Below are 23,227 nucleotides of genomic sequence, written 5' to 3' on the forward strand. Positions count from 1 at the left end.
AAACGAGGTAAACGATTTGATTAATTTAGACGATCCCCTGATTCACGGCTATCTGCTTCGCTTAATCGGTGAAGACGGTATCACATTGATTCGAAATATGCCGGAAGGCGAAGTGACAGATGAGGAAATCTGCAACACGCTCAATCCGCTTCGAACAATTTCAAAAGCGGCCGATGACAAGGTTAAAAAATTAAACATTGAAATTAAAGCGGCGAAAGAAAAAGGCGAAGAGACGAAAAAGTTAGAAAAGGATGTCAAAGCCGCCGAAAAGGAAGCCGAAACCGCGAAAGCGAACTTGGGTGACGAAAAAGAAATTACGTTAAACACGGTTCGAAAAATTCTTTTCATTTTGTATGAAAACAAATTTACAATCTGCCACCGAGAAAGAGACGCGAACAGCGGCTGGCTGACGTTTCGCTGGATGTTAAACATGGACGGCATTTATCACCAGATTGAGCGTGAAAAGAAAAAGCTGTACAGAAACTTAGTCAAGCGCAAGGAATACGAAGACAATAATATTTTCTACGTTTGTCCGCAGAATTGCCTGCGCCTCGTCTTTGACGAAGCGACGGAAACGGAATTCTTATGTCCGCTTTGCGGCGAAGATTTGGTTTTCCAGGACAACGAGCAGTTTAAAGAACTCTTGGATCAGAGAATCGAAGAGTTTGAAGAAACCGCATAAATTTACAAGCCTGCGCCGTTGCGCGTGGGCAATCTGATTTTTTAAAAACGACGGAATTTTGAGGGATAATTCATGATTTCAAGAGAAGAAGCGCTTCAAATTTTAAAAGACGAAGGCTGCGATGAGAAAGTGATTCGGCACTGTATAACGGTTTCGGATAAAGCCGTTGAGGTTGCGAAGAAAAATATTGAAATCGGCCGCGACGTTGACATCAGTCTCGTTGAAATCGGCGGTTTACTTCACGATTTGGGGCGCGCGAAAACGCATGACATGACGCACGCGATTGTCGGTGTCAAACTCGCGAAAAAACACGACGTTGAAGAGTCGGTTTTAGAAATCATCAAAAGACATATCGGCGCAGGCGTCACAAAAGAAGAAGCGGCGGCGCTCGGGCTTCCCGACGATGATTACATACCGCGGACATTGGAAGAGAAAATCGTCGCGCATGCGGATAATTTGGTGAAAGGAACGAAGGTTATCACGCTTGAAAAAAGAAACGAATTGTTGGAAGAAAACGGCGCGGATGAAGATATTATCAAGCGGATTAACGATTTGGCGCGCGAGATTGATCCCGATTATTTTTAAGGATTTGAAGAGCGCGCCTGATAGGAAATATTTGAGAAATAAATTAAAGGAAAATTTATATACATCGAAAACGATTATGTCATAAATAAATTATATAGCCGAATCAGATAGCTTTTTTGAAATCTTAGAAATCGGCTGTTTATTTCTGAAAATAAAACTGCGGCTGAAAAATAAGAGAGGTCGGCTGCAAAGCTTAACGGCGCATTCATTTTATGTTTTTAAAATTTATTTGAAAAAGCTTAAGTTTTAAAAACAACGCTTGATTTCAAAAATCATAAAACAAAGAATTTTCAAACATTTCAGAATAAACATTTAAATTTAAATTTATAACTTTACAATTTATGAAACTTAATTTTTTAATCAAAAACAAAAACAAAAGGTAAATTATCATGGAACAAGAAGTATACAAAGGAACAACGACAGTCGGTGTGATTTGCTCAGACGGAATCGTTCTTGCAAGCGAACGGCGCGCAACAATGGGACACTTTATCGCCAGCCGTGAAGCTAAAAAAGTGTATCAGCTTGGAGACACAATCGGCCTCACGCTTGCCGGATCCGTCGGCGACGCGCAGCAGATTGTCCGCGCCATGACCGTTGAATCCAAACTCTACAAAATGAGACGAAAGGAATCCGTCACCATTAAAGGGCTGACGACAATGCTTTCAAACACGCTCAACTCCAACAGATATTATCCGTACTCCGTTCAGCTTTTGATCGGCGGCGTTGACAAAAACGGCCCGTCGCTTTATTCTTTGGACGCCATGGGCGGCATCATCGAAGAAACGAGAGCGGTTTCCACCGGATCCGGCTCACCGATTGCTTACGGTGTTTTGGAAGACCATTACAAAGAAGACATGACTGTTGACGAAGGTGCAGAACTTGCAATTCGCGCGCTTCACAACGCAATGAAAAGAGACTCCGCATCCGGCGATGCGATCAGTGTTGTTAAAATCACCGGCAATCAGTTTGCCAGAATGGAAGACGAAGAAATCAATGAATACAGAAAAACATTAAACTGATTCTGTATTTCATTTTTCATTTTTATTCAATTATTAAATTTAATTCAATATCAAATTTTATTCAATATTAGATTTTATTAAATTTTTAATTTAATTAAATATTTTAACGAAACGGCGCGTTGCGCCGCCATTGTTGATTTTTTGAGTTTATCAAAAGCAAGCTCCGATATCGGCCGCTGTTTTCATGTTGCTTTTAGAAAAACGTCATTAAATCATTTTTCAAATATTTAACAAACTCAAATTCAACAGATTCAAAAATCAAAGAAAATTATTACATTTATTCATTTTAAAAAAAGGAAGAAAAGAATGGCAATAGATGACGTTTTAGCTGACCTTCGAAATAAAATCGAAAAAAATCTGCCTGACGGCGTAACCATATCAGGCGTGAGCTTTGAAGGTCCCCAATTAGTACTTTACACGGAAGAGCCGAAGAAGTTTGCCGATGACGGAAATATCATCAGAAACTTGGCAAAGGCACTTCGTATCAGAATCGCGGTGCGCCCGGACCCGAAAGTTTTGGCAGAACCCGAAAAATCCGTTGAAATTATTCACAAGATTGTTCCGGCGGACTCCGTTATTTCAAATTGTTATTTTGATCCGGATGCCGGCGAAGTGATTATCGAAGCCGAAAAACCGGGACTTGTCATCGGAAAGCACGGCGACACGCTTCGTGAAATTACAAAAGAAATCGGCTGGATTCCGAAAGTCGCGCGAACACCGCCGATCAAATCCAAAACCGTGAAGAATGTCCGCGATTTCATGAGAAACAATCTCAAAGAAAGAAAAGAAATCCTGCGCGACATCGGCCGCAAAATCCACCGCGAAACCACGAACACCGACCAATGGATTCGTGTGACCGGTCTCGGCGGCAGTTTGGAAGTCGGCAGAAGCTGCTACCTCCTCTCAACGCCCGAATCTAAAATCATGATTGACTGCGGCGTCAACCTTGGCGCAGAAGACAAAACGCCTTACCTTTACGTTCCCGAAGTCAACCACTTCAACGAACTCGACGCCGTTGTTTTAACGCACGCGCACATGGACCACCAGGGTCTCATCCCGCTGCTTTACAAATACGGCTACGACGGTCCTGTTTACTGCACGCCGCCGACGCGCGACATGACTGTTCTCCTTCAGCTGGACTACGTCGATATCGCATCAAAAGAAGGCAAGAAAGTGCCTTACGATTCTTCAACGATTCAAAAAGAATTGCTTCATATGATTCCGCTCGATTACGAAGAAGTGACGGATATCGCGCCGGACATGAAGCTGACGTTCCACAACGCCGGCCACATTATCGGATCCGCGATTGCGCACTTCCACATCGGTGACGGTCTCCACAACATCGTCTTTACGGGCGACTACAAGTATGAAAGAACGCGCCTCTTTGACCCGGCCGTCAACCGTTTCCCGCGTGTCGAAACCGTCATTACGGAAGCGACATATGGCAACAACAATGGATATCAGACGCCGCTTCGAGATGCCGAGAAGAATTTGCAGAAAATTATTCGCGACACAGTCAATCGCGGCGGCGCGGTTTTAATTCCGGCGTTTGCGGTCGGCAGAAGTCAGGAAGTTATGATTGTTTTGGAAGAGGCCATTCGAAAGGGTTTTATTCCGAATGTCCCCGTTTATTTGGACGGTATGATTTGGGAAGCGACTGCAATTCACGCGACCCACCCCGAATATTTGAACAGTGAACTCAAAAAACAGATTTTCCAGAAAGGTCAAAATCCGTTCTTGTCGGAATCTTTCAAGCAGGTTGATTCGAAAGACATGCGTGAGAAAATATTGGAAGAGCCGCACCCGTGTGTTATTATCGCGACATCAGGCATGATGACGGGTGGTCCTGTGATGAGTTATTTCTACAAACTCGCGCCGGATGAGCGCAACACGCTTGTTTTCGTCGGTTATCAGGCTGACGGAACCATCGGCCGCCGTCTTCAAAAAGGCTGGTCCGAGATTGCTGTCGGCAACAACAACACCGTGAAAGTCAACATGAGCGTTGAGACGATTGACGGTTTTTCCGGTCACTCCGATGTCAGGCAGCTTCATGAATACATCAGAAAAATGCAGCCCAAGCCTGAACGCATTTTCACGGTTCACGGCGATGAAAAATCCTGTATCGAACTTGCGGAATCGCTTCGCAAGAAGAACAGAATTGAATGTAAACCGCTTGTGAATTTGGAAACGTTCAGGATTTTGTAAAACAGAATCAACAGGCAGTAAAACAATAAAATGTCTTGAAATTTTGAGAAAAACTCAAAATTTCCTTTTCTTTTTTAATTTCTTTTCAATTTTTTCTTCAATATTCAGGTGATTTAAATGCAGGCGGATGAAAGCGGTTCTTACAGCAATTTTTTAACGGACGGCTGTCTTTGCTGCCGCGAAGGCGCGAAAATGGTTTTGTTTGTGACCGGAATTTGTCACCGCGATTGTTTTTTCTGTCCGCTCTCGGATGAACGAAAAAACAAAGATGTCATTTTTGCAAACGAACGCCTTGTTTTAACGGATGCCGACGTTTTAGAAGAAGCGCGTTCGATGGACGCGAAAGGAACGGGAATTACGGGCGGGGAACCGCTTTTGGAACTTGAAAAAGTGGCGCATTACATTCGGCTTTTGAAAAATGAATTCGGAAAAGAACATCATGTTCACCTTTATACTTCGACCGCGCCGCGTGATGAAGAATTAAAAGAACTTGCCGGCGCCGGCTTAGATGAAATAAGATTCCACCCGCCGATTGAAATGTGGGACAAACTTTCGGGTTCCGCTTACGAAAAATCGTTGACGGCGGCGTAGGAAAACGGCATTTGCGCCGGATTTGAAATTCCGGCAATTGACGGCGCGGCGTTTGTTGCCGAATTTTCGGCAAAAGCCGGCTGTTTCTTAAACATGAATGAACTCGAATTTTCCGATACGAACGCGGAAGAATTGAAAAACCGCGGTTACAGCTTGATTAATGATGAATCAAACACGGTTTTGGGATCTGCCGAAATCGCGAAACACGCGTTTGATGCCGGGTGCGCGGCTCACTGCGGCGGTGCGGGCGACAACTCAGGTGACTGCGCCTGTGTCAACGACGGCAGCGCAGGTGACACAGCAAGCGGCGCCAAAATGAACTTCTGTTCGTCGCGCTACAAAGATGCGATTCAGCTTCGGCTTCGGCTTCTTCGAACGGCGCGGCAGTTCGCGCGGCCGTTTGATGAAATCACGGAAGACGGGACGATTTATTTTGGACGCGTGAAAGCGCCGGACTCGGATTCGCTCAGCGAATTGATTCGAATTTTGCAGGAAAATGAATTGCCGGAAGAAGCGTATGCGATTTCCGGAAATGTAATTGAAACGGCGGCCGGAATTGTCGAAGAATTAAAAGCGATTTTTGAAGAAGACGAAGACGGTTTTGAAAAGGTGCAGCTTTGGATTATCGAACAGTATCCGTTTGTCGGCGGCTTCGTCGTTGGCAGCGAGCGTATTTTCTGATATTTAAAGGTTACGCGTAAAAATTTATAAAGGATTAATCTATATTAGGGGTATGAATCCGCTTGAAGCTGACGATTTTCGAATCGGCCGCCGAATTTTGCGGAGAAAAACAAAAACGGATTGCATTAACAATTATAAAAAACGGATTGGATTATAAAAGGGAGTTATAATTTCAAATCCGGCGGTTAATAAAAACGATTTCTTTCAAAAACAAAAACAGCCGTAAGAAAAATAAAGCAATCCAAAAAGGCGCGAATTTTCGCTGCCGTTCCCACAAAATAAAAAATTAGGGATACAAGAGGGTGTCAGGGCTGCAATCATCAGAAGACAGAGTCAGAGAAAGATTAGAAAAGTATCTTTCAAGAGATGAAAACGGAATACGAAAAATTGTTTTAAATTTGTTTATTACGGGTGACAAGTTTACGACCGGTGACGTTTACAAGCATTTGGAACAAGAATGCTGTGATGTCAGTTACAGAGGCGTTTCTGCCATGGTCGGTTTAATGAATACGAGACTCGGAATTTTAAGCATTAATGTGACCGGGGATCACAATATTTATTCATTGAAGGATGACTACAAACCGGTTGTCCAAGCAATTCTCACTCATGCCGCTCAGTAATTTGAGCATGTTATTTTTGTTGTTTCGTATTTCGTAAAAGTAAATAAAAAGAATGTCAATCGGCATTCTTTTGTTTTTATTTTTATTTTCGGATTTGTTTTTATCGGTTTGTTTTTTGAACAACCACACTTAAAAAGAAACGGTTGCCGCGATTATGCCTCAAATAAATAAAAGTAAAAATTCGAGAGCATTTCTTCATTCGGCGAAACACGTTCCGGAACATATCGCTTTTATCATGGACGGTAACCGCAGGTACGCTCAAAAAAAGGGAAAAGAAACAACTTGGGGGCACACCGCCGGCGTCTCAGCCGTTGAAAAACTGCTTCATTGGACGTATCTTGCAAAAATCAAACACATCACGATTTACGCTTTTTCAACGGAAAATTTCAAGCGCGATCCGTCGGAAGTGGAAAGCATTTTTGAGCTCCTTGAAAAAATGCTTCATAAACTTTCAACCGATGAAAAAATTCTGAGCAAAAAAATCAAGATCAGAATGATTGGCGAGACGGACAATCTTCCGGAAAAAACACTCCGCGCGTTTAAAGATTTGGAAGAAAAGACGGCCGCGAATGATAAAATGTATTTGAATGTCGCGCTCGCCTACGGCGGCCGCAACGACATGACGCAAGCATTTGAAAAGATCGCGGCGAGTTCTGAAAATACAAATGCAGCCGCCTTATCAGACGACGAAATTTCAAAATACTTATTCCCGTTTTCCGATGAAATCGTCCCGAGCGTTGATTTTCTCATTCGAACCGGCGACGAACACCGAACATCTAATTTTCTGCCGTGGCAAGCGAACGGCAACAATGCTGTCGTCTGTTATTACAACAAATTCTGGCCGGAATTCACGTTCAAAGACTTGTTTTACACGCTCCGGATTTATCAGCGTTTAGAAGAAGAGCGCCGGAAAAATGAAGAGCGGCGCATGAAAAAAGTGGAAGCGTTTTTTGAAATTTGAGCAAATAACAACAGCAACGAATCGGGCCGCGGCGGCGCGCGCGAACGGGTCCGATTTGAAGAAATTTTTGAAAAACGAGAGTTGTTTTTGAATAAAAATTATTGAAAAAGAAGGGATAATTTTTTGATAATTTTATTGAAAATGAAATAACCGCGACCGGAAACGGCAGGTAGCTGTGCCACGTTCGCGAAGCGAACGGCTGCTCTAAGAAGAAAATGCGAGTGGAAACGCAAACCTGTTGTGGCGGCGATGAGCTACGGACGCGGCAGCAATGAACTGCTTGGAGGTGGCAACAAACTGCTGTGGCGACGATGGACTGTTTTTAGCGGTGACGACTAACTGCGGTGGTGACAACGAACTGTAACAGCAATGAGCAAATGTTTTTTTGACTCGAATGGGTGCGAATCCGCAAATTTCCGTTTTCTCACTTCGCTTCGCTCCGTTCAAAAACAAAAATTAGCGTGTGGTTGTTTAGGGTTTAACGAATTAACAAAAAGGAGAAAGAAGAAACAAAAAAAGAAAAGTTGAAAGAAACAAAAAGAAGAAGCAGAAAAGAAACAAAATAAGAAAAACGAAAAAGACCCAAATTGAGGAAAATGTCAAAAAACAAAAACGAGAAAAGCGAAAAATAAAAAAATCATTCCTCGCCGTCATCGACGACGAGAATTTTATCGGCTTCTTTGCTGTCTTTTTGAACGCAGTTGCTGTTTTCCTGACAATAAAGAATTTCATCAATGGTTTCGGCGGTGATTAATTCGCCGGGAATGCAAATCGGAATGCCGGGGGGATAAATCATCACGGCTTCGGCGGCGACATGGCCGACGGCTTCGCCGATTGGGATTGAAATTTTGTCGGCGTAAAACGCCTGTCTCGGCGACATGATTTGCGGCGGGACGTACACGATTTCTTCGGGAATGTCAAGCATTTCATATTTGCCGTAATACGTTTCCGACAAATCTTTGAATGCGTCGGCCAGCTTCCAAATCGTTTCTTTCGTATCACCGATTCCGATGACAGCCAAAACAATTGTCGGCTCGGCGAGTTCCATTTGAATGCCGTATTTTTCAAACATAATATCGTAAACGTCAAAACCATCCAAACCGAGTTTCGTCACGTTGATGACGATTTTCGTCGGGTCGTACGTCATTGTCGTCACGCCTTCGTGTTCGTCCAAAACCGAAAGTCCCGGAATTTTTGAGATTTCCTTTTTCAATTTTCGACATTCGTGAACGAGTTCGCCGAAAATCTCTTCGCCTTGTGTTGCCAAAAGCTTGCGGGAAGATTCCAAAGACGCCATCAGCAGATAGCTCGGGCTTGTCGTGTGAAACATCAAAACACGCTTTTTGATGGAATGATATTTGACCAAACCTTCATTGTGCAAAAGCATCGCGCTTTGCGTGAGTGAACCGCCTGTTTTGTGCGTGCTTGCGACCACCAAATCGGCGCCGAGTTCGGCGGCAGACTTCGGAAGCGCGGACGAAAATGAGAAATGCGCGCCGTGGGCTTGGTCGACCATCACGACAATGTCTTTGCTGTGCGCGTATTCAATGATTTGTTCCAAATCGGCGCACGCGCCGTAATAAGTCGGATAAACCAAAAAAAGCGCTTTCGCATCGGGATTTTCTTCGACGTGTTTTTGGATTGTTTTTAACGTCATGCCGCTGGCAATTCCGAAATGCTGATTGATTTCAGGCTCCATGAAAACCGGAACAGCGCCTGACAAAATCAGCGCGTTCGTCACGGATTTGTGCGCGTTTCGCGGAATCAGAATTTTTTCGCCGTCATAACAAACCGTCATGATCATGATCTGAACGCCGCTGCTGCTGCCGTTGACCAGATAAAACGCGTTGTCGGCTTTGTAGGCTTCTGCCGCAAGCTCCAGCGACTCTTTAATCACGCCTTTCGGATGCGAAAAATGATCTGTGCCGATCGGAGAATTTACATCCATTAAAAAAACTTCTTTGCCGACCAACTTTTGGAAATCGTCTTCACGGATTCCTCTTTTGTGGCCGGGGACATCATACGACGTGATTTTCTTGGAATCGAATTCACGTAATGCATCGATAATCGGGGTAGCATTTTGGTCCATCTACAGTTATAACCTCTGATTTATTTCAACAAAAAACAAAAACGGTATGGGGACAGTTTTGAAACAGATATTTAAGAACAGAAGTTTTTCGATATCCGCTTTCGCCTTTTTCCGTCAAAATAAATTAAACAAAATTCATAATGGATTTCAATATTTAAAACTAGTCCTTCTTTCATTTTCAAAATGTTTTTAAAACAGAATTTTGACAGATTATTTTTAGAAACGTGATTGAAATTTGATTTTTTAAATTCGACTCGGATTTAATTTATTTTTTTGAAAAACGAAATTGTATTTTGATTTATTTTCTGGAAAAATGATGCGGCTCACGCGCGGCGGCACCGACAGTGGCGCGAACGGCTGATAGCCGTGCGCCCGTTCGCGAAGCGAACGGATGTGATGATAAAGAGCAGGTGCAAACTGCAACGCTGACAGCAGCGCAGGCGGCAACACGCCACCCGCAACGCAAACAAAAACACAAACCGCAACGAATAAAAAACAATAATAACAGAACTCATAAACTGAATTATCGAATAAAATGAATTGGCGGCAAAATTAATATGATTTTGAATGCATTCATCAATAAATTTAAAATTAAAAATGTAAAATCGTCAAAATCAAAATAATCGAAATCATTGAAATCAAATAATCAGAGAGGTTTTTAAAAATGGACTGCATTTTCTGCAAAATTATCGCCGGCGAAATTCCGTGCTTTAAAGTTTATGAAGACGAAAAAACGCTTGCGTTTTTGGATGTCGCGCCCTGCGCTGACGGTCACACCATGGTGATTCCGAAAAAGCACGCCGACGCTTTCGTTGAAATGACACCTGAAGAATCCGGCGCGCTTTTTGAAGCCGTCAATAAAGTTTCCAATCAGATTATGAATAAAATGGAAAGCATCACCGGCCTGACAATCGGAATGAACACGTACCCTTCCGCCGGCCAAACTGTTATGCACACGCACGTCCACATTTTTCCGCGCTATGAAGGCGACGGCGGCGGAACAACGCATTCAATCGTCGATTCCGCGAAATCCGCCGACCCCGAATATTTAAAGAAAATCTGCGAACTTTTGACAGAATAATCAAATGGAAGCGGCAAAATGGCAGACGAGCGGGAACAGAAATTCGGAAAATATTTCGGCGTCTGCGCTTCGTTTCACCATTCCAAAGCCTGCCTTTGTCCGACGTGCGCGCTTCGACCCGATTTCGGAAACATCATGTATTGCGCGAAAGGAAGCTGTCCGACTTACGGATCGGGCGATGAAAACGGCGAAGTCGGAACGATTGTTGATGCTGAAAAAGAAGAAAATACGATTTGCTTGTGCGAAAAATGCGCCGTCTACAAACAATTTTCGATGGAAGGATCGGATTTTTGCGTAAACGACAATAAAACCGAATGAGAAAGAACAGAAAGGAATAAAATATGAATCAACCGGAATCAAAATGCAGCTGCCAAACCCCGACTGCCGGAAGATATGACCGTCAGCTTCCGCTTTTCGGAAGGGAAGGACAGGAAAAGCTGGCAAACGCCTCCGTTTTCATCGCAGGTGCGGGTGGTCTCGGATCGCCGGTTGCGACTTATTTAGCGGCGGCAGGGGTTGGAAAAATTGTTTTGCTGGATTGCGATACGGTTGAAAAAACCAATCTGAACCGCCAGTTTTTGCATCGGGATGCGGATGTCGGCCGGCAAAAGGCGGAGTCGGGCGCGGAGAAATTAAAGGCGATGAATCCCGAAATTCAAGTTAATTCGGTTTGCGATTTGTTGACGGCAGAAAATGTTGAAAACTTAATCGGCGGCTGTCAAATTATTGTTGACGCGCTTGATAATGATAAAACACGGCGATTGCTCGCCGCTTTTGCAGTCAGAACCGGACGGCCTTATTTCCACGCCGCCGTTTCCGGATTCAGAGGACAGTTCGCGTCTTTTTATCCGAAAGACGGACCGTGTTATTTCTGTGCGTTTCCGGAAGCGGAAGATGAAAATGAATCAAATGAATCCGAACAGCCTGTTTTTCCGATTGTCGGGGCGACTGCCGGCATTATCGGGTCCATGCAGGCGAACGAGATCATCAAGTACATAACAAATGCCGGGAAAAAACAAGTCGGGAGATTGTTTATTTGGGACGGTCTTTCAAACAGCTTTGATGTGATTGAAATTGAAAAAGACGCGGAATGCGCCGTTTGCTGCAAGAATTAAAAACGATACCGGAAAGAATCAAAATAAGGAGAAAATGAGATGAAAGTGTCAATTTCGATATTAGGAATACGCGCAGACAACGGGAAAAAAGCTGCCGAGATGAATATTTCGGAACAATCCAGCGCGAAAGATTTGATTTTGGAATTTGCGCAGACTCTCACCGATCCGGATTTAATCGCAGATAAAGACGGAAATTTGAAAAAACATTTGATTATTCAAGTCAATAAAAAAAGAGTTTTGACCGGAAAGGCAGCGGATTTGATCTTAAAAGACGGCGACGAAGTCGTTGTTTACCCGTCGGTTTCGGGCGGATAAATTGAAAAACAAAAATCAAACATTGAAAATGAAAATCAGAGGGTAAATTCGAAACGAATTAATCCGATTCTGATATTTTTTCGGAAACGAATTTTAAAGCGGCAATCGCATCTTCTTTTTTAATATCGGCGGCGTTTCCGTCGCGAATCCATTTTTCAAATGAATGAAGCGATTCGGGATTTAAAACGCCTGACGCGCTCGCGTTTTCAATTAAAAAATCGTAAAGCCTGTCGGGATAATAAATTTCCGCCGCGATTTGAAACAGAGCGGCGCTTTCATCAGCTGTCAGAATCTTTTCGGATTCCGCTTTTTCCAATGTCGCGCGAATGTTAACCAAAGCATCTGACACGGCTTCGTTGGTAAACGGATCGCAAATGACGGCGACTTCGTCATCGGATTCAATGATTTTGTTTTTGTAAAGTTCAAAAACTTTTCCGATGCCGACCATTCCGAAAATCTCGGTTTCAGAAGCGCGAAGCGCGCCCATGCTGGATGCGCCGACAACGCAAATACCTTTTTTAAGCGCGGCGAGGATTTCACGGTGGCCGACGGAACACTGCTCGAAAAAAACGCCGTCGATGAGACAAATGATGTCGGGGTTTTCGGCGGCGGCTTTTTCCAAATCGCCGCGGGACGCCGGCGGACGAAAGTCTGCGCTCGGCAAAATTGAGCGGGCCGAATCCAAATCCAGACTCGGGCCGAGAAAAACAATCACCGATTTTTCAGACATTTTTTCTCAGTTCAGGTTTCACGAACATATTTACGAACACGGCTTCCGGTTTTTGAGGCCTTTGCGCGCGCCGCTTTTGAGCGGACGCCCATGCGATCCGAATCAATCGCGAAAGACTCAATTCCCGGAATAATCACATGAACGACGGGAATGCCGAGTTCGGGGCGCGTCAAATCCTTTAAAATCACGGTTTGGAGCCCGACATCGTTTAAAGCGCGAATCGTATTTTTAATTTCGTCTAAAAAGTCGTCGGTTGAAATGTCTTTCAAATCATTCCAGGAAATCGTAACGGTGTCGTCAAACCATTTCGCATTCAAGCGTTTGGTGCGTTCGTACCCGATTTGTTTGCGGACATCCGCGATTGTCGCGTCCTCGCGCGCGCCGTGAATCTGCGTGGCGCGACTCTGGGCGACTTCCGTGAGCGCGCGAAGCGCCGCGATTTTCGGCGACGAATGCGTTCCCATGCCGAGGCAAAGCAGCGTCGGGTCTTTCAATTCGACATCATCGGAAACGGCGGCAATCGTCGGAACCCCGATGTCGCTTGTGATGTCACGAAGAAAAACATCGACGCCGGCATTTTTGAAAGCGTCGATTAAATTCGAAATATCCGGGTCATCAATGTCAACGATTAATTTGCCGCCGGTTTTTCCGGCTTCGGCGAGCGACCAAGCGTCACGCTCAATCACTTCGCACATCGCGTGAAAAGTCGCTTCTTCAAGCGTGTTTCCGGAAGCGATGCCGTTTGTTCCGGTTCGGAAAATAGAATAATAATGAGGCGGAAGCGGATGATAAACGGCTGCGGCGGGAACGAGAAGATCTTCGGATTGAAGTTCGCCGTCCTCGGAAAACAAAAATTCGGAGCAGGTTGTCCAAGGAATAACGGCATCCGGATCAATTGCTTCGGGTAAAATCAATTCGACGGGATCCAAAACTTCAAATTCTTCCGCTAAGACGGGATATTTGCCGGTCACAAGCTGATCCTGATCCGTTTGCTGAAGTTCTGCGGAATAGCGCTCAAGCCCTTCCATAATCGCGGAAACGCGCGCTGCAATCGGCGTTGCGCCTTTGCCGTTGTAAACGGAAATCGCGCCGTCGGCTGCGCCCGGTCGGATGCATGAAAAAACGGGAATGTTGAGACGGTCAAGCTTTGTGATGTCGGCGACACGCGTAATGCCGGCAACTTCCGTCAGCGGTTCAACGATTTCAAACGTTTCTTCGGGCGATTTGACCCGATGCGTTTCTTTTAAGTATAATTTTTTACAAGATTTTAATTCCATGTGGCGTGAAAAACGAATCGAAATGATTTAACAGTTTTCAATGAACAAAAATCTGCATCAAGTTGTTATTTTCAAAAAAGCGGGATTGGATTTTGTTTATTTTTTAAAATTTGTGCGGTTCGCGCGCGGGCGGCGGCAGCGGGCAGGCAGGCAAGTCGGCAACTGTATTTACGGAAACCTGATGCCGGCAGCAAACGGAATCGGCAGGTAATCTGCACCCACGCTCGCGTAGCGAGCGGATGTACTAAAAATGAGATGGTACAGGCGGCAACGCATTCGACACTGCGACAGAGACCACACATTGCAGACAGAGACGCACGCATTGCAAGCAGAAGCGCACAAGACAATATTATAGATGCTGCAAAAAAAAAGCGGTATCAATGTTAATAGAAAAAACAAAGAAAGTATTCTGTTGTTGTTGAATTAAAAGAAAAGAAAGATAAGTACACTGGCCGGGACTCGAACCCGGGTTCGAGCGTTGGCAACGCCCGGTGATAACCACTACACTACCAGTGTCCTTCGATTAATGTTTTAGAAACAATCCTAAAATTGCTTCAAGTTATTAAAGAATTTCGATACTGAAAATGCCCAAAGCCGGACTTGAACCAGCGACAACTGCCTCTTCAGGGCAGCGCTCTCCCAACTGAGCTATTTGGGCACAAAAGTGCCGTCGTTTTAATTTTCGGCATACAGCAATCGAAATTTGATGGGCCCGCTGAGATTCGAACTCAGGACCTCCGCCATGTCAAGGCGACGTCATAACCATCTAGACCACGAGCCCATACGTAACAAATTGTGAGAATATTTCGGAAAAACCCGAAACAGACAGGGAACTTGCCTGCCTTATTCCTCACGGCTGTGCACTTCTCATAAATATGATAATCGTATATAAAGGTTTTGAGTTGCAGTAGCGGTCATTTATATACGGCCTTTGAAAAAGCCGAATTTAACGAAGATTAATAGAAGACATTCTGCGTTTCGGTCGCGTTGTCAAATGTCATTGTTTTGCCGTCGGGGAAATACAAAATAAGTCGATTGACATCAGTTCCGAGGGTGTGCTTTTCATGAAGATAATAAGAGCCTTCGTAACGGGACGCGTTGATCAGCTCAACGGTTGCCGTCGCGCCCAAAACGGAAGTGATTCTGTATTCTTCAAAATCGTAAAGCAGCTCGTCCAAATAAGGATCCAGATTGCGGCTTCCGAAAAAGAAAACATAAAGCTGCGTCAAAAGACCGACTTCATATTCGATGTCGGCGGTTGCGTTTTCATTTTGGAAATGAATTTCCATTTTCGTAAACTGAACGGATTTTTGAGGCGCAATCGAATAATGAAGCGTTGCTGACGCTACTAATATAACCGTAACGGCGGCGAACAAAATTAAGAGATGAGACGCTTTCATAATTGACCTCGAATTAAAACATAAACCTGAACTGAAGACAGTATCAATTGAATTGCTTTTTTTGAATATATAATATTGCTTCCATGTTTTGAATTGTTTGAATTATTTTGAAAAAAATTGAAGTTGTAAAAAAATGAAGTTGTAAAAAAATTGAAGTTGTAAAAAAATGAAGTTTTGAAAAATTGAAGTTTTGAAAAGGATTTTGAAAAACTCTGAGGTTTTGAAAAACATTTTGAAGTTTTGAAAAACTTAAGGTTTTGGAAAAAATTAAAACTTGAAGAAAACTGTTTTAATGAAAGAATGACAATCCGTATCAAAAAGATAAAATCGGAAAATATCGAAATCAGGGGTTAGAGGGATTTAAGTTGAAGATTGAAAAGGAAACGGCGAGAAAAGCCGCGATTGCGGGCGTTGCCGGAATGGCTGTCGGAATTGTCATGGGACTTGCCGGCGGAATTGCTTTTATCGTATTGGTTTGCGCCATAATCGTATTGCTAGCCTATCAATATTACAAAATAAAGAAAGGTGAGACGATTGAGCCGTACGGTTTAATTGAAAAAATTCAATATGTCGCGCTCGGCGTCATTGTTGCCGTCATTTTTTATTCAATTATTACTTGGCAGATTTTAGTCGGCGTTTTTATCTGCATCGGAACCGCGCTTTTGGCGGCCGCGTTGATTCACGCGATTCGAACGGATGTTTTGGCGATGGATAATTAAGAAGCAAAATTAAGAAGCAAAAATTTGAATGAAGAAGTTGTTGAAAACAACTTCAGAACTCATTTTCATAATTCGGCTGTGATAAATAAGAATATTATAATTTATTTTTGAATTTTTAGAAAAATCGGTGAAAATCATCAGCCGCTCATTTTTTAATTAAAGTTATTTAATTATTTCAAGAATTAAGTTCATATATGGTAATATCACTTTATATGTAGGAATACCGAAAATAAATAAGAAAAACAGCTTGTTTATTTATTCCGCAAGCTTTTAAGGTTTCGTTTTTTAATTGGTTTTTAAGATCAGCGTATCGATTTTTAAAATTTTAAATTTAGTGTGATAAAAATGGAAACATTCAACGAACTCACGGAACAAAATCCTGAAGAGGGGATGTTCTCTGAGGAAAATACTACTCCGATGGTTTCAAAAACGGAGAATGAAACTGAAAATGTCACGGAATCCGTTACTGAAACCGCGGAAACCGGACAGCAGCCGGAGATTAAAGAGATTCCGAATGACAATGAGGACATCGAACTCGGATACAGTTTCACCAATACGGGAGAAATTGACGTTCCGCCGCTTTTGATTGATCAAATTTTAGGTCAGGAACAGGCTGTCGAGATTGTCAAGAAAGCCGCGCGCCAAAGGCGCCACGTGATGATGATCGGAACGCCCGGAACAGGCAAATCATTGCTTGCAAAAGCAATGGCCGAACTTCTCCCGAAAGAAGAACTGGAAGACATTCTTGTGTATCCGAATGCGGAAGACTCCAACAATCCGCGCATCCGCCGCGTCCCGGCAGGAAAAGGCCGCGAAATCGTCGCCGCCCACCGCGCCGAAGCACAGAAAAAAGCGCAGTCAAAAACAATGATTTTGATGTTTTTGATGTTGGGTATTGTGATTTATTCAGTATTTACAGGAGCGATTTTACTCGGCATTTTCATTTGTCTCTTATTGTTGACGGTCGGAAGACAGTTTATCGGCCGCGATGAAGCGCTCATTCCGAAACTGCTGGTCTCAAATTACAACAAGCAGCAGGCTCCTTACGTTGACGCAACCGCCGCACACGCAGGCGCGCTCCTCGGCGATGTCAGACACGATCCGTTCCAGTCCGGCGGCCTTGAAACGCCCGCGCACGACCGTGTCGAAGCCGGTGACATTCACAAATCCCACAAAGGGGTTTTGTTTATGGATGAAATCAATATCTTGAGCATCGAATCTCAGCAGAGCTTGCTCACCGCGCTTCAGGAAAAAGAATACGCAATTACCGGCCAATCAGAAAGAAGTTCGGGCGCGCTTGTCAAAACCGAACCTGTTCCGTGCGACTTTATTATGGTTGCCGCAGGAAACATTGACGCGCTTGAAAAAATGCATCCGGCGCTTCGTTCCAGAATTAAAGGCTACGGTTACGAAGTTTATATGCGCGAATCCATTCCGGATACACCTGAAAACCGCGACAAGTTTATTCGATTCGTCGCGCAGGAAGTCATGCGCGACGGCAACATTCCTCAATTTGACGAAGATGCCGTGAAAGAAATTATTCGCGAAGCCAAGCGCCGTTCCGGGCGCAAAGGCCAGTTGACATTGAAACTCAGAGATTTGGGCGGTTTGGTCCGTGTGGCCGGTGACTTAGCCCGCGCCGACAACGCGCCGTTTACAACGGCTGAACACGTTTTGCGCGCGAAAAAGATCTCACGTTCCATTGAACAGCAATTGGCTGACCGCTATTTGGAAAACAAGAAAGATTACGAATCCTTCTTTAAAGACGGCGGCGAAATCGGCCGTGTCAACGGTTTGGCTGTGATCGGCGGCGATTCAGGCATTGTTCTCCCGATTTTATCGGAAGTCACGCCCTCCATGTCCGGCGCGCAAGGCAATATTATTGCGACAGGTCAATTGAAAACAATCGCGCGTGAAGCTGTGAAAAACGTTTCCGCCGTGATTAAGAAAGTGACCGGCAAAAATATCGAAGCCATCGACATTCACATTCAGTTTGTCGGCACCTACGAAGGTGTTGAAGGCGACAGCGCGTCCATTTCAATTGCAACCGCGGTTCTCTCGGCTTATGAAAAGATTCCGGTCAACCAGTCCGTTGCCATGACAGGCTCTTTGTCCGTCCGCGGCGATGTGCTCCCGGTCGGCGGTGTCACCTACAAGATTGAAGCAGCCGCGCAGGCAGGCATCAAAAAAGTCATCATTCCGAAAGCAAACGAGCCCGATGTCATGATTGAAGATTCCTATAAGGACATCATCGAAATCATTCCGGTCTCAAGCATCACAGAAGTTGCCGAACACGCGCTTGTTGATGGTCCGAGAAAAGAAGAATTTCTTAAAAAATTGGAAGCGGCTTTAACCCCCGCGGAATAAAGAATAAGAAAAAAATAAAAAGTCGGAAACAATTCCGGCTTTAACTTATTTTTTTGCAATATTTATTTTTATGACCTTGATTGCACTTATTTTTTACAAATGTTTCGACACTATCCGCTTATGAATATTAAAATGAATTTTATTTTGACATGCGGCTGTCTTTTTCAAAAAAGAAGAAATGATTTTCACTTATAACTGTTGCGGCAAGTTTAAATAGTATGAACTGACTTATAGAGTTTATAGTTCATTTGCGGATTGCAATTGATTATTGCCGCTTCGATTTTTAAATCTCAGTGATAAATTCATAAGCGATTTAAGGATTTAAAGGTTATTGTATTCGGATTACCGAAATACAATCTGTACGAATTTAAATAAACATCTGAAATGATGACGTATTTTGAGGATTTCATGAAACGACTCGGAACTGTATCGCACTTGCACGGAAAATCCTGTTTTGTTGTCAAATACGACACGCCTGACGGAACTCCGCTGAACAGAATGATGAATTTGCAAGTTATTGATAAAAGCGTTCGCCCGGTCGGAAAAGTCGTGACTGTCTTTGGATCTGAAAAGCAGCCGTACTTCTTGGTGCGCATTTTCAGGGAACTGGATGCCGCGCAGGCCAAAAAATTGGTTAAAGAAAAAGTCTACGTGAAATAATTCAAATTTATATTAAACCGTAAAAAACGTGAGCAATACGTGCAATTCGTCCAAAAACGAAGAAAATTAAAGGTGATGACAATGGTAGAATTAGAAAGGGTTCGATATTCTGAAACCGTCAACAGAGACAAAATTAAAGAGATGATCCGCGCCAAGAAGGAAAAGGAGACGCCCAAAGAAACGGAAGTCTACTCCTGTCCGGAATGCGGCAGCCAAAATCTCGTTCACGATTATGAACGCGCCGAGCTTGTCTGCGGCGACTGCGGTCTTGTTGTTGACGCGGACTTCGTTGACGAAGGTCCGGAATGGCGCGCGTTTGACCACGACCAGCGCATGAAACGCTCACGTGTCGGTGCGCCGATGACGTACACAATTCACGATAAAGGTTTGTCCACGATGATTGACTGGAGAAACCGTGACTCTTACGGCAAATCCATTTCGTCCAAAAACAGGGCGCAATTGTACCGTCTCAGAAAATGGCAGAGACGTATTCGTGTGAGCAACGCGACGGAAAGAAACCTTGCGTTCGCGCTTTCCGAATTGGACCGTATGGCATCCGCCCTCGGTCTTCCGAGAACCGTTCGTGAAACGGCGTCCGTCGTTTACAGAAAAGCGGTTGACAAAAACCTCATTCGCGGACGCAGCATTGAAGGTGTCGCAGCAGCAGCGCTTTACGCAGCCTGCCGCCAGTGCGGTGTCCCGAGAACGCTCGACGAAGTTGAAGAAGTGTCAAGAGTCAGCAGAAAAGAAATCGGCAGAACATACCGTTTCATTTCAAGAGAACTTTCTCTCAAACTTATGCCGACCTCTCCGATTGATTACGTCCCGAGATTCTGCTCCGGCCTCAACCTCAAAGGCGAAGTTCAGTCCAAGAGTGTTGAAATTTTGAGACAGGCTTCTGAAAAGGAACTCACAAGCGGCCGCGGTCCGACCGGTGTTGCCGCAGCGGCAATTTACATCGCCTCCATCCTCTGCGGCGAACGCAGAACACAAAGAGAAGTGGCCGATGTTGCCGGCGTGACCGAAGTGACGATTCGAAACCGTTACAAGGAACTCGCGGAAGAATTAGACATTGAAATTATTCTCTGATTTTAGAGAATAATTTATTTTTCATTTTTTTTCTTAATTTACATTTTTCTTAATTTTCAATTTTCTTTCTTTTTATTTCCATTTGCGTTTGTGCTTCCCGGCCGTGTCTGCGCTTATGCCTATAGTTTGCGTTTGGCGCGTATTTGCTCTTTCTTATCACATCCGCTCGCTGCGCGAGCGTGGCACAGATTACCTTTTGGTTTCCGTTTGCCGCTGCTACCTCCGCATCTTTTCGTTGCCGTCGGCTGCCGTCGCCGCGCGCGAGCCGCACCAATTTTTAAAAAATGAATTAAACCCAATCCCGGTTTAAAAAAATAATAAATGAATTAAATCGACTATGATTTTTAAAAAAGAAAAATGAAACGGAAAATTTCCGTTTCAATTTTAGATTTATGCCGGAATCGGTTCTGCCGGATTACTTTCCGAATCAGAAGATCCCCTGTCGATTTGTATCGGAACGGTTGTGTTGACCGAAACCGCTGTCACCGCATTTTGAGTCGGGCCGCGGCGACTGTTGTCGCCGTCGGCGCGTCCCATGTTACCCATGCCGCCTAAATCGTTTATATTCAGCGCGGAAGAGTCAAGCAATGCATCCGGATCAGCAGATTGCGCGCTGTCCGTTGACGGAATTGTGCCGCTCAGCTGCCCTTGAACGCTTTCTGCGCGAAGTTCGCCGAGCAATCGAAGCGCTTCGACCGCTTTTAAATATTCTTCGTATTCGTAGAAAGCCGTCGGATCATTTTGAATCGATTGATTAATCAAAAGATCCAATTCCGTAATTTTCGCGTCATAATGGCCGCTGTTGAAATACCCGTCAACGATTTCCTGCAAATAAGAATGATACAGTTCCATGTATTCATCTTCTGCCAGCAAAACGCCGATGAGCGGGCGATCTTCCAAGCTGACACCGGAAACCGGCGTGTCAATCGGGAAATTAACGGTTGTCGACGCGCTTCCGCCTTGGAAAGCGCCGAACGCCAAATTGAAATCCCACGGCAAAATCGTAATCTGCCCGTTCTTTTCGTACAAATAGTAATTGTGTTTCAAATTACTGACGTAGCTGTCCAAATTCACAAGCATCGTATTCGCCGCGAAATAACGGAGCGTATTGTCAACATCAACATAGGTTTCAAGCTCCTCGCCGGCATTCAGATATTTCAGCGCCGTAATCACGCGCCTGAAATCGGAATTTTTGGCATTGCCGAAAACCGCGTTGTCAAAGATTTGACTGTAACTCGAAATTTCATCATCAGTGTAAACCAAATCCGCGCCGCCGCCCGTGCCGCCGAAGCCGCCCGGACCACCGCCGTTTCCGCCGACAAAGTCGGGACGGGTATTGCCTGCTTCGACGGCTGTGCCGTCAAAAACAGCATTATCTGCGCCGTCACCAAACGGATTTTGACGCGCGTTTTCGCCGCCTGCGCCGCCGACGCCGGCCGTTGCTGCCGCCGCCTCAAAAACGGATTCGTCGAAATCTTCGAAGCCGCCGAAATTCTGCATATTTTGCGTTCGATCAGGCATTCCTTCAAACATCTGCATCTCGCCGCCGGTGAAATCCGGACGCTCGCCGCCTGCATTTCCGCCGCCACCGCCCATGTTGCCCATACTTTCGGGTTTATAGAGCTGGCCGAAACTGCTGCCGTAAACGCGCATCGCGAAGTCTTCTTCCACCGCTTCAATCGCCAAATAAAGACCCCAATATTCGCCGTTGATTGAAATTTCGGCGAAATTGTAAAGCGGCGTCGGAACGCCGATGTAAGACATCATGTCGTAAGAAAGATATTCCTTCATGTATGTCGGATCCTGATACATATTATTGACAACAAACTCTTCTAAGCCGAAGAAAGTCTGACCGTCAACATATTTGTCGGCTTTGATTTTGAAACTGTATCTGTCGGAATCGCTGCTCGCGACTTGGGACAAACTGGTCATGCCTTTTGTTCGAATCCCGACGGAATAAAACGTTTGACCGTTGATGGTAACGTTGCAGCGATGAAATTCTTCCGCCGTCGGATTCGCCAAAATGTCAACCCAATCTTCGTCGGAAATATCGATGCTGATTGACGTGATCATGCTTTGGTCGAAAATTTCATCTTCGTAATCGGGATGCGCGCTCGCGGATTGGATGCCGAGAAGGCCGGGATTGTACATCAGAACGCAGACAAGAAGAACGGCGAAAACGACAAGAACCGCTGTTGCAGCGTTCAGATATTTGCTGTTGATAAAACCGTTTTTCTCATCAGTCGAGCTCATGTGACGTATTCTCCGTTGTAGCTGACCAAAACGGCGCTCTTAACGTCGGATGTTTCTGAAATGCGGTTTAAGAAAACACTTTCGGAATCCGGCAGGCGAACTTCAATCGTTAATTCGGTTCCGGCACCGGAAAGCGTCTTTGAACGAAGAACATACTTCTTAACGGAAGACTTAATGACATCCATCACGGCTTTTTCGGTTTCTTCGCCGCCGAAATCAACAACCAGAATGTACGGCTGGTCTGTCGGCTTGCGGCTTGCAAAAACCAACAAAATTGCGCCGATGAAAAGCGATCCGAAAATCGCGAGCGGAATGAGACCCGCGCCGGTGACGATACCGGCTGAAATTGCCCAGAAGAGATAAGCGATGTCCATCGGCTCCTTAACGGCGGAGCGGAAACGCACAATCGACAGCGCGCCGACCATACCGAGTGAGAGGATGATGTTGGAACTGATTGCGATGATAATCATCGTCGTCACAACAGCCATTGCGATGAGCGACACGCCGAATCCCGACGAATACATGACGCCGGAAAACGTTTTTTTGTAAATGTAATAAATGAAAAGACCGATAATAAAAGACAAAATCATGGCAATCGCCATATCCAGCAATGAAAAATTGGTAATATTGTCAATCAAATTTGAAGACAAAATATCATTAAACGTTAAAGTAGCCATAGTTATACTCCTAAAACAGCACGAAGTGCCGAATTTAAATTCATATCACATTTTTTTAAATTTTCTGAGTTTAATTAAATCAATTTTTGAATTAATTTTTAAAATTTTTTA

Annotated in this window: 25 protein-coding genes and 3 tRNA genes; 17 read left to right on the forward strand and 11 right to left on the reverse strand. The window is 44.5% G+C overall.

Translation table 11 applies throughout. The annotated features are described in order from the left end of the window. Window positions 1-16: 16 nt before the first annotated feature. The 5 genes from MmiEs2_RS04275 (at window position 17) to MmiEs2_RS04295 (ending at window position 5,082) form a co-directional block, all read left to right on the forward strand. A complete protein-coding gene (locus MmiEs2_RS04275; protein WP_420891237.1) occupies window positions 17-682 on the forward strand; it encodes a transcription factor in 666 nt (221 codons plus the stop codon). A 72-nt stretch (window positions 683-754) separates the two neighbouring features. Then, a complete protein-coding gene (locus tag MmiEs2_RS04280; protein WP_316560182.1) occupies window positions 755-1,267 on the forward strand; it encodes an HDIG domain-containing metalloprotein in 513 nt (170 codons plus the stop codon). 389 nt (window positions 1,268-1,656) lie between these two features. Further along, window positions 1,657-2,286, forward strand: coding sequence for an archaeal proteasome endopeptidase complex subunit beta (psmB, locus tag MmiEs2_RS04285; RefSeq protein WP_316560183.1), 630 nt, complete (start codon window positions 1,657-1,659; stop codon window positions 2,284-2,286). A 306-nt stretch (window positions 2,287-2,592) separates the two neighbouring features. After that, window positions 2,593-4,491: a beta-CASP ribonuclease aCPSF1 gene (locus MmiEs2_RS04290; RefSeq protein WP_316560184.1), complete on the forward strand. Its 1,899-nt coding sequence runs from the start codon at window positions 2,593-2,595 to the stop codon at window positions 4,489-4,491. 117 nt (window positions 4,492-4,608) lie between these two features. Next, a complete protein-coding gene (locus MmiEs2_RS04295; protein WP_316560185.1) occupies window positions 4,609-5,082 on the forward strand; it encodes a radical SAM protein in 474 nt (157 codons plus the stop codon). Here the strand turns inward: MmiEs2_RS04295 and MmiEs2_RS04300 are convergent. Further along, the gene (locus tag MmiEs2_RS04300) at window positions 5,055-5,177 is read right to left on the reverse strand and encodes a hypothetical protein (RefSeq protein WP_316560186.1); all 123 of its coding nucleotides are present in this window, start codon (window positions 5,175-5,177) and stop codon (window positions 5,055-5,057) included. The two genes, MmiEs2_RS04295 and MmiEs2_RS04300, sit on opposite strands and share 28 nt — an antisense overlap. On the opposite strand from MmiEs2_RS04300, the gene MmiEs2_RS04305 reads away from it, so the two are divergent. From MmiEs2_RS04305 to uppS, 3 genes are all read left to right on the forward strand, one after another. Next, entirely contained in the window at window positions 5,176-5,763 is a 588-nt protein-coding gene (locus MmiEs2_RS04305; protein WP_316560187.1) for a DUF8061 domain-containing protein, read from the forward strand. The two genes, MmiEs2_RS04300 and MmiEs2_RS04305, sit on opposite strands and share 2 nt — an antisense overlap. Before the next feature lie 302 nt (window positions 5,764-6,065). Further along, window positions 6,066-6,383: a DUF2551 domain-containing protein gene (locus MmiEs2_RS04310; protein ID WP_316560188.1), complete on the forward strand. Its 318-nt coding sequence runs from the start codon at window positions 6,066-6,068 to the stop codon at window positions 6,381-6,383. Window positions 6,384-6,537: 154 nt separating this feature from the next. Continuing rightward, window positions 6,538-7,344, forward strand: coding sequence for a polyprenyl diphosphate synthase (uppS, locus tag MmiEs2_RS04315; RefSeq protein ID WP_316560189.1), 807 nt, complete (start codon window positions 6,538-6,540; stop codon window positions 7,342-7,344). Window positions 7,345-7,981: 637 nt separating this feature from the next. Here the strand turns inward: uppS and MmiEs2_RS04320 are convergent. Both MmiEs2_RS04320 and MmiEs2_RS04325 read right to left on the reverse strand, forming a co-directional pair. Next, window positions 7,982-9,433, reverse strand: coding sequence for an aminotransferase class I/II-fold pyridoxal phosphate-dependent enzyme (locus MmiEs2_RS04320; protein WP_316560190.1), 1,452 nt, complete (start codon window positions 9,431-9,433; stop codon window positions 7,982-7,984). A 243-nt stretch (window positions 9,434-9,676) separates the two neighbouring features. Continuing rightward, window positions 9,677-9,880, reverse strand: a complete 204-nt coding sequence (locus MmiEs2_RS04325) for a hypothetical protein (protein ID WP_316560191.1) — start codon at window positions 9,878-9,880, stop codon at window positions 9,677-9,679. Window positions 9,881-10,097: 217 nt separating this feature from the next. Between MmiEs2_RS04325 and MmiEs2_RS04330 the strand changes: the two genes are divergently transcribed. From MmiEs2_RS04330 to MmiEs2_RS04345, 4 genes are read left to right on the forward strand one after another with little or no spacing between them, the layout of a single operon-like run. Then, on the forward strand, window positions 10,098-10,514 hold the full coding sequence (locus MmiEs2_RS04330; RefSeq protein WP_316560192.1) for an HIT family protein: 417 nt from the start codon (window positions 10,098-10,100) through the stop codon (window positions 10,512-10,514). Window positions 10,515-10,532: 18 nt separating this feature from the next. After that, window positions 10,533-10,832: a DUF2769 domain-containing protein gene (locus tag MmiEs2_RS04335; RefSeq protein ID WP_316560193.1), complete on the forward strand. Its 300-nt coding sequence runs from the start codon at window positions 10,533-10,535 to the stop codon at window positions 10,830-10,832. A 23-nt stretch (window positions 10,833-10,855) separates the two neighbouring features. Next, the gene (locus MmiEs2_RS04340) at window positions 10,856-11,629 is read left to right on the forward strand and encodes a HesA/MoeB/ThiF family protein (RefSeq protein WP_316560194.1); all 774 of its coding nucleotides are present in this window, start codon (window positions 10,856-10,858) and stop codon (window positions 11,627-11,629) included. 39 nt (window positions 11,630-11,668) lie between these two features. Next, window positions 11,669-11,944 carry a MoaD/ThiS family protein gene (locus MmiEs2_RS04345; protein WP_316560195.1) on the forward strand — a complete coding sequence of 92 codons (276 nt, stop codon included), beginning with the start codon at window positions 11,669-11,671 and terminating at the stop codon, window positions 11,942-11,944. 58 nt (window positions 11,945-12,002) lie between these two features. Here MmiEs2_RS04345 and MmiEs2_RS04350 read toward each other — a convergent pair whose 3' ends face one another. The 6 genes from MmiEs2_RS04350 to MmiEs2_RS04375 all read right to left on the reverse strand — a co-directional run bounded on the left by MmiEs2_RS04350 (window position 12,003) and on the right by MmiEs2_RS04375 (window position 15,351). Continuing rightward, window positions 12,003-12,674, reverse strand: a complete 672-nt coding sequence (locus MmiEs2_RS04350; protein WP_316560196.1) for a TfuA-related McrA-glycine thioamidation protein — start codon at window positions 12,672-12,674, stop codon at window positions 12,003-12,005. Between the two features lie 11 nt (window positions 12,675-12,685). Beyond that, complete coding sequence (locus MmiEs2_RS04355) at window positions 12,686-13,951, reverse strand: YcaO-related McrA-glycine thioamidation protein (protein ID WP_316560197.1); 1,266 nt, start codon at window positions 13,949-13,951, stop codon at window positions 12,686-12,688. A gap of 444 nt (window positions 13,952-14,395) precedes the next feature. Further along, window positions 14,396-14,467: transfer RNA gene (locus MmiEs2_RS04360), tRNA-Gly, on the reverse strand. Between the two features lie 69 nt (window positions 14,468-14,536). Then, window positions 14,537-14,609: transfer RNA gene (locus MmiEs2_RS04365), tRNA-Phe, on the reverse strand. Between the two features lie 49 nt (window positions 14,610-14,658). Beyond that, window positions 14,659-14,732 (reverse strand) — tRNA-Val (locus tag MmiEs2_RS04370). A gap of 175 nt (window positions 14,733-14,907) precedes the next feature. After that, the gene (locus MmiEs2_RS04375; protein WP_316560198.1) at window positions 14,908-15,351 is read right to left on the reverse strand and encodes a hypothetical protein; all 444 of its coding nucleotides are present in this window, start codon (window positions 15,349-15,351) and stop codon (window positions 14,908-14,910) included. A 365-nt stretch (window positions 15,352-15,716) separates the two neighbouring features. Between MmiEs2_RS04375 and MmiEs2_RS04380 the strand changes: the two genes are divergently transcribed. From MmiEs2_RS04380 to MmiEs2_RS04400, 5 genes are all read left to right on the forward strand, one after another. Beyond that, a complete protein-coding gene (locus tag MmiEs2_RS04380) occupies window positions 15,717-16,070 on the forward strand; it encodes a hypothetical protein (RefSeq protein WP_316560199.1) in 354 nt (117 codons plus the stop codon). Window positions 16,071-16,415: 345 nt separating this feature from the next. After that, window positions 16,416-18,437, forward strand: coding sequence for an ATP-dependent protease LonB (gene lonB, locus MmiEs2_RS04385; RefSeq protein WP_316560200.1), 2,022 nt, complete (start codon window positions 16,416-16,418; stop codon window positions 18,435-18,437). Between the two features lie 408 nt (window positions 18,438-18,845). Then, a complete protein-coding gene (locus MmiEs2_RS04390; RefSeq protein ID WP_316560201.1) occupies window positions 18,846-19,097 on the forward strand; it encodes an H/ACA ribonucleoprotein complex subunit GAR1 in 252 nt (83 codons plus the stop codon). 81 nt (window positions 19,098-19,178) lie between these two features. Next, the gene (locus tag MmiEs2_RS04395) at window positions 19,179-20,186 is read left to right on the forward strand and encodes a transcription initiation factor IIB (RefSeq protein ID WP_316557838.1); all 1,008 of its coding nucleotides are present in this window, start codon (window positions 19,179-19,181) and stop codon (window positions 20,184-20,186) included. A 115-nt stretch (window positions 20,187-20,301) separates the two neighbouring features. Next, window positions 20,302-20,496, forward strand: coding sequence for a hypothetical protein (locus MmiEs2_RS04400; protein ID WP_316560202.1), 195 nt, complete (start codon window positions 20,302-20,304; stop codon window positions 20,494-20,496). 80 nt (window positions 20,497-20,576) lie between these two features. On the opposite strand, the gene MmiEs2_RS04405 is transcribed toward MmiEs2_RS04400, so the two are convergent. Beyond that, window positions 20,577-22,439 carry a CotH kinase family protein gene (locus MmiEs2_RS04405; RefSeq protein ID WP_316560203.1) on the reverse strand — a complete coding sequence of 621 codons (1,863 nt, stop codon included), beginning with the start codon at window positions 22,437-22,439 and terminating at the stop codon, window positions 20,577-20,579. Continuing rightward, on the reverse strand, window positions 22,436-23,116 hold the full coding sequence (locus tag MmiEs2_RS04410; RefSeq protein ID WP_316560204.1) for a DUF4956 domain-containing protein: 681 nt from the start codon (window positions 23,114-23,116) through the stop codon (window positions 22,436-22,438). The genes MmiEs2_RS04405 and MmiEs2_RS04410 overlap by 4 nt, the downstream gene beginning before the upstream one ends. Between the last annotated feature and the right edge of the window lie 111 nt (window positions 23,117-23,227).

Source organism: Methanimicrococcus stummii, from assembly GCF_032594435.1.
GTDB lineage: Archaea > Halobacteriota > Methanosarcinia > Methanosarcinales > Methanosarcinaceae > Methanimicrococcus > Methanimicrococcus stummii.

Bases quoted from the DNA above. Each gene is read 5' to 3' on its own strand.
- MmiEs2_RS04280 (WP_316560182.1), top strand. From the start codon at position 755: ATGATTTCAAGAGAAGAAGCGCTTCAAATTTTAAAAGACGAAGGCTGC.
- psmB (WP_316560183.1), top strand. From the start codon at position 1,657: ATGGAACAAGAAGTATACAAAGGAACAACGACAGTCGGTGTGATTTGC.
- MmiEs2_RS04290 (WP_316560184.1), top strand. From the start codon at position 2,593: ATGGCAATAGATGACGTTTTAGCTGACCTTCGAAATAAAATCGAAAAA.
- MmiEs2_RS04295 (WP_316560185.1), top strand. From the start codon at position 4,609: ATGCAGGCGGATGAAAGCGGTTCTTACAGCAATTTTTTAACGGACGGC.
- MmiEs2_RS04305 (WP_316560187.1), top strand. From the start codon at position 5,176: ATGAATGAACTCGAATTTTCCGATACGAACGCGGAAGAATTGAAAAAC.
- MmiEs2_RS04300 (WP_316560186.1), bottom strand. From the start codon at position 5,177: ATGTTTAAGAAACAGCCGGCTTTTGCCGAAAATTCGGCAACAAACGCC.
- uppS (WP_316560189.1), top strand. From the start codon at position 6,538: ATGCCTCAAATAAATAAAAGTAAAAATTCGAGAGCATTTCTTCATTCG.
- MmiEs2_RS04320 (WP_316560190.1), bottom strand. From the start codon at position 9,433: ATGGACCAAAATGCTACCCCGATTATCGATGCATTACGTGAATTCGAT.
- MmiEs2_RS04330 (WP_316560192.1), top strand. From the start codon at position 10,098: ATGGACTGCATTTTCTGCAAAATTATCGCCGGCGAAATTCCGTGCTTT.
- MmiEs2_RS04335 (WP_316560193.1), top strand. From the start codon at position 10,533: ATGGCAGACGAGCGGGAACAGAAATTCGGAAAATATTTCGGCGTCTGC.
- MmiEs2_RS04340 (WP_316560194.1), top strand. From the start codon at position 10,856: ATGAATCAACCGGAATCAAAATGCAGCTGCCAAACCCCGACTGCCGGA.
- MmiEs2_RS04345 (WP_316560195.1), top strand. From the start codon at position 11,669: ATGAAAGTGTCAATTTCGATATTAGGAATACGCGCAGACAACGGGAAA.
- MmiEs2_RS04350 (WP_316560196.1), bottom strand. From the start codon at position 12,674: ATGTCTGAAAAATCGGTGATTGTTTTTCTCGGCCCGAGTCTGGATTTG.
- MmiEs2_RS04355 (WP_316560197.1), bottom strand. From the start codon at position 13,951: ATGGAATTAAAATCTTGTAAAAAATTATACTTAAAAGAAACGCATCGG.
- MmiEs2_RS04375 (WP_316560198.1), bottom strand. From the start codon at position 15,351: ATGAAAGCGTCTCATCTCTTAATTTTGTTCGCCGCCGTTACGGTTATA.
- lonB (WP_316560200.1), top strand. From the start codon at position 16,416: ATGGAAACATTCAACGAACTCACGGAACAAAATCCTGAAGAGGGGATG.
- MmiEs2_RS04390 (WP_316560201.1), top strand. From the start codon at position 18,846: ATGAAACGACTCGGAACTGTATCGCACTTGCACGGAAAATCCTGTTTT.
- MmiEs2_RS04395 (WP_316557838.1), top strand. From the start codon at position 19,179: ATGGTAGAATTAGAAAGGGTTCGATATTCTGAAACCGTCAACAGAGAC.
- MmiEs2_RS04400 (WP_316560202.1), top strand. From the start codon at position 20,302: ATGCCTATAGTTTGCGTTTGGCGCGTATTTGCTCTTTCTTATCACATC.
- MmiEs2_RS04405 (WP_316560203.1), bottom strand. From the start codon at position 22,439: ATGAGCTCGACTGATGAGAAAAACGGTTTTATCAACAGCAAATATCTG.
- MmiEs2_RS04410 (WP_316560204.1), bottom strand. From the start codon at position 23,116: ATGGCTACTTTAACGTTTAATGATATTTTGTCTTCAAATTTGATTGAC.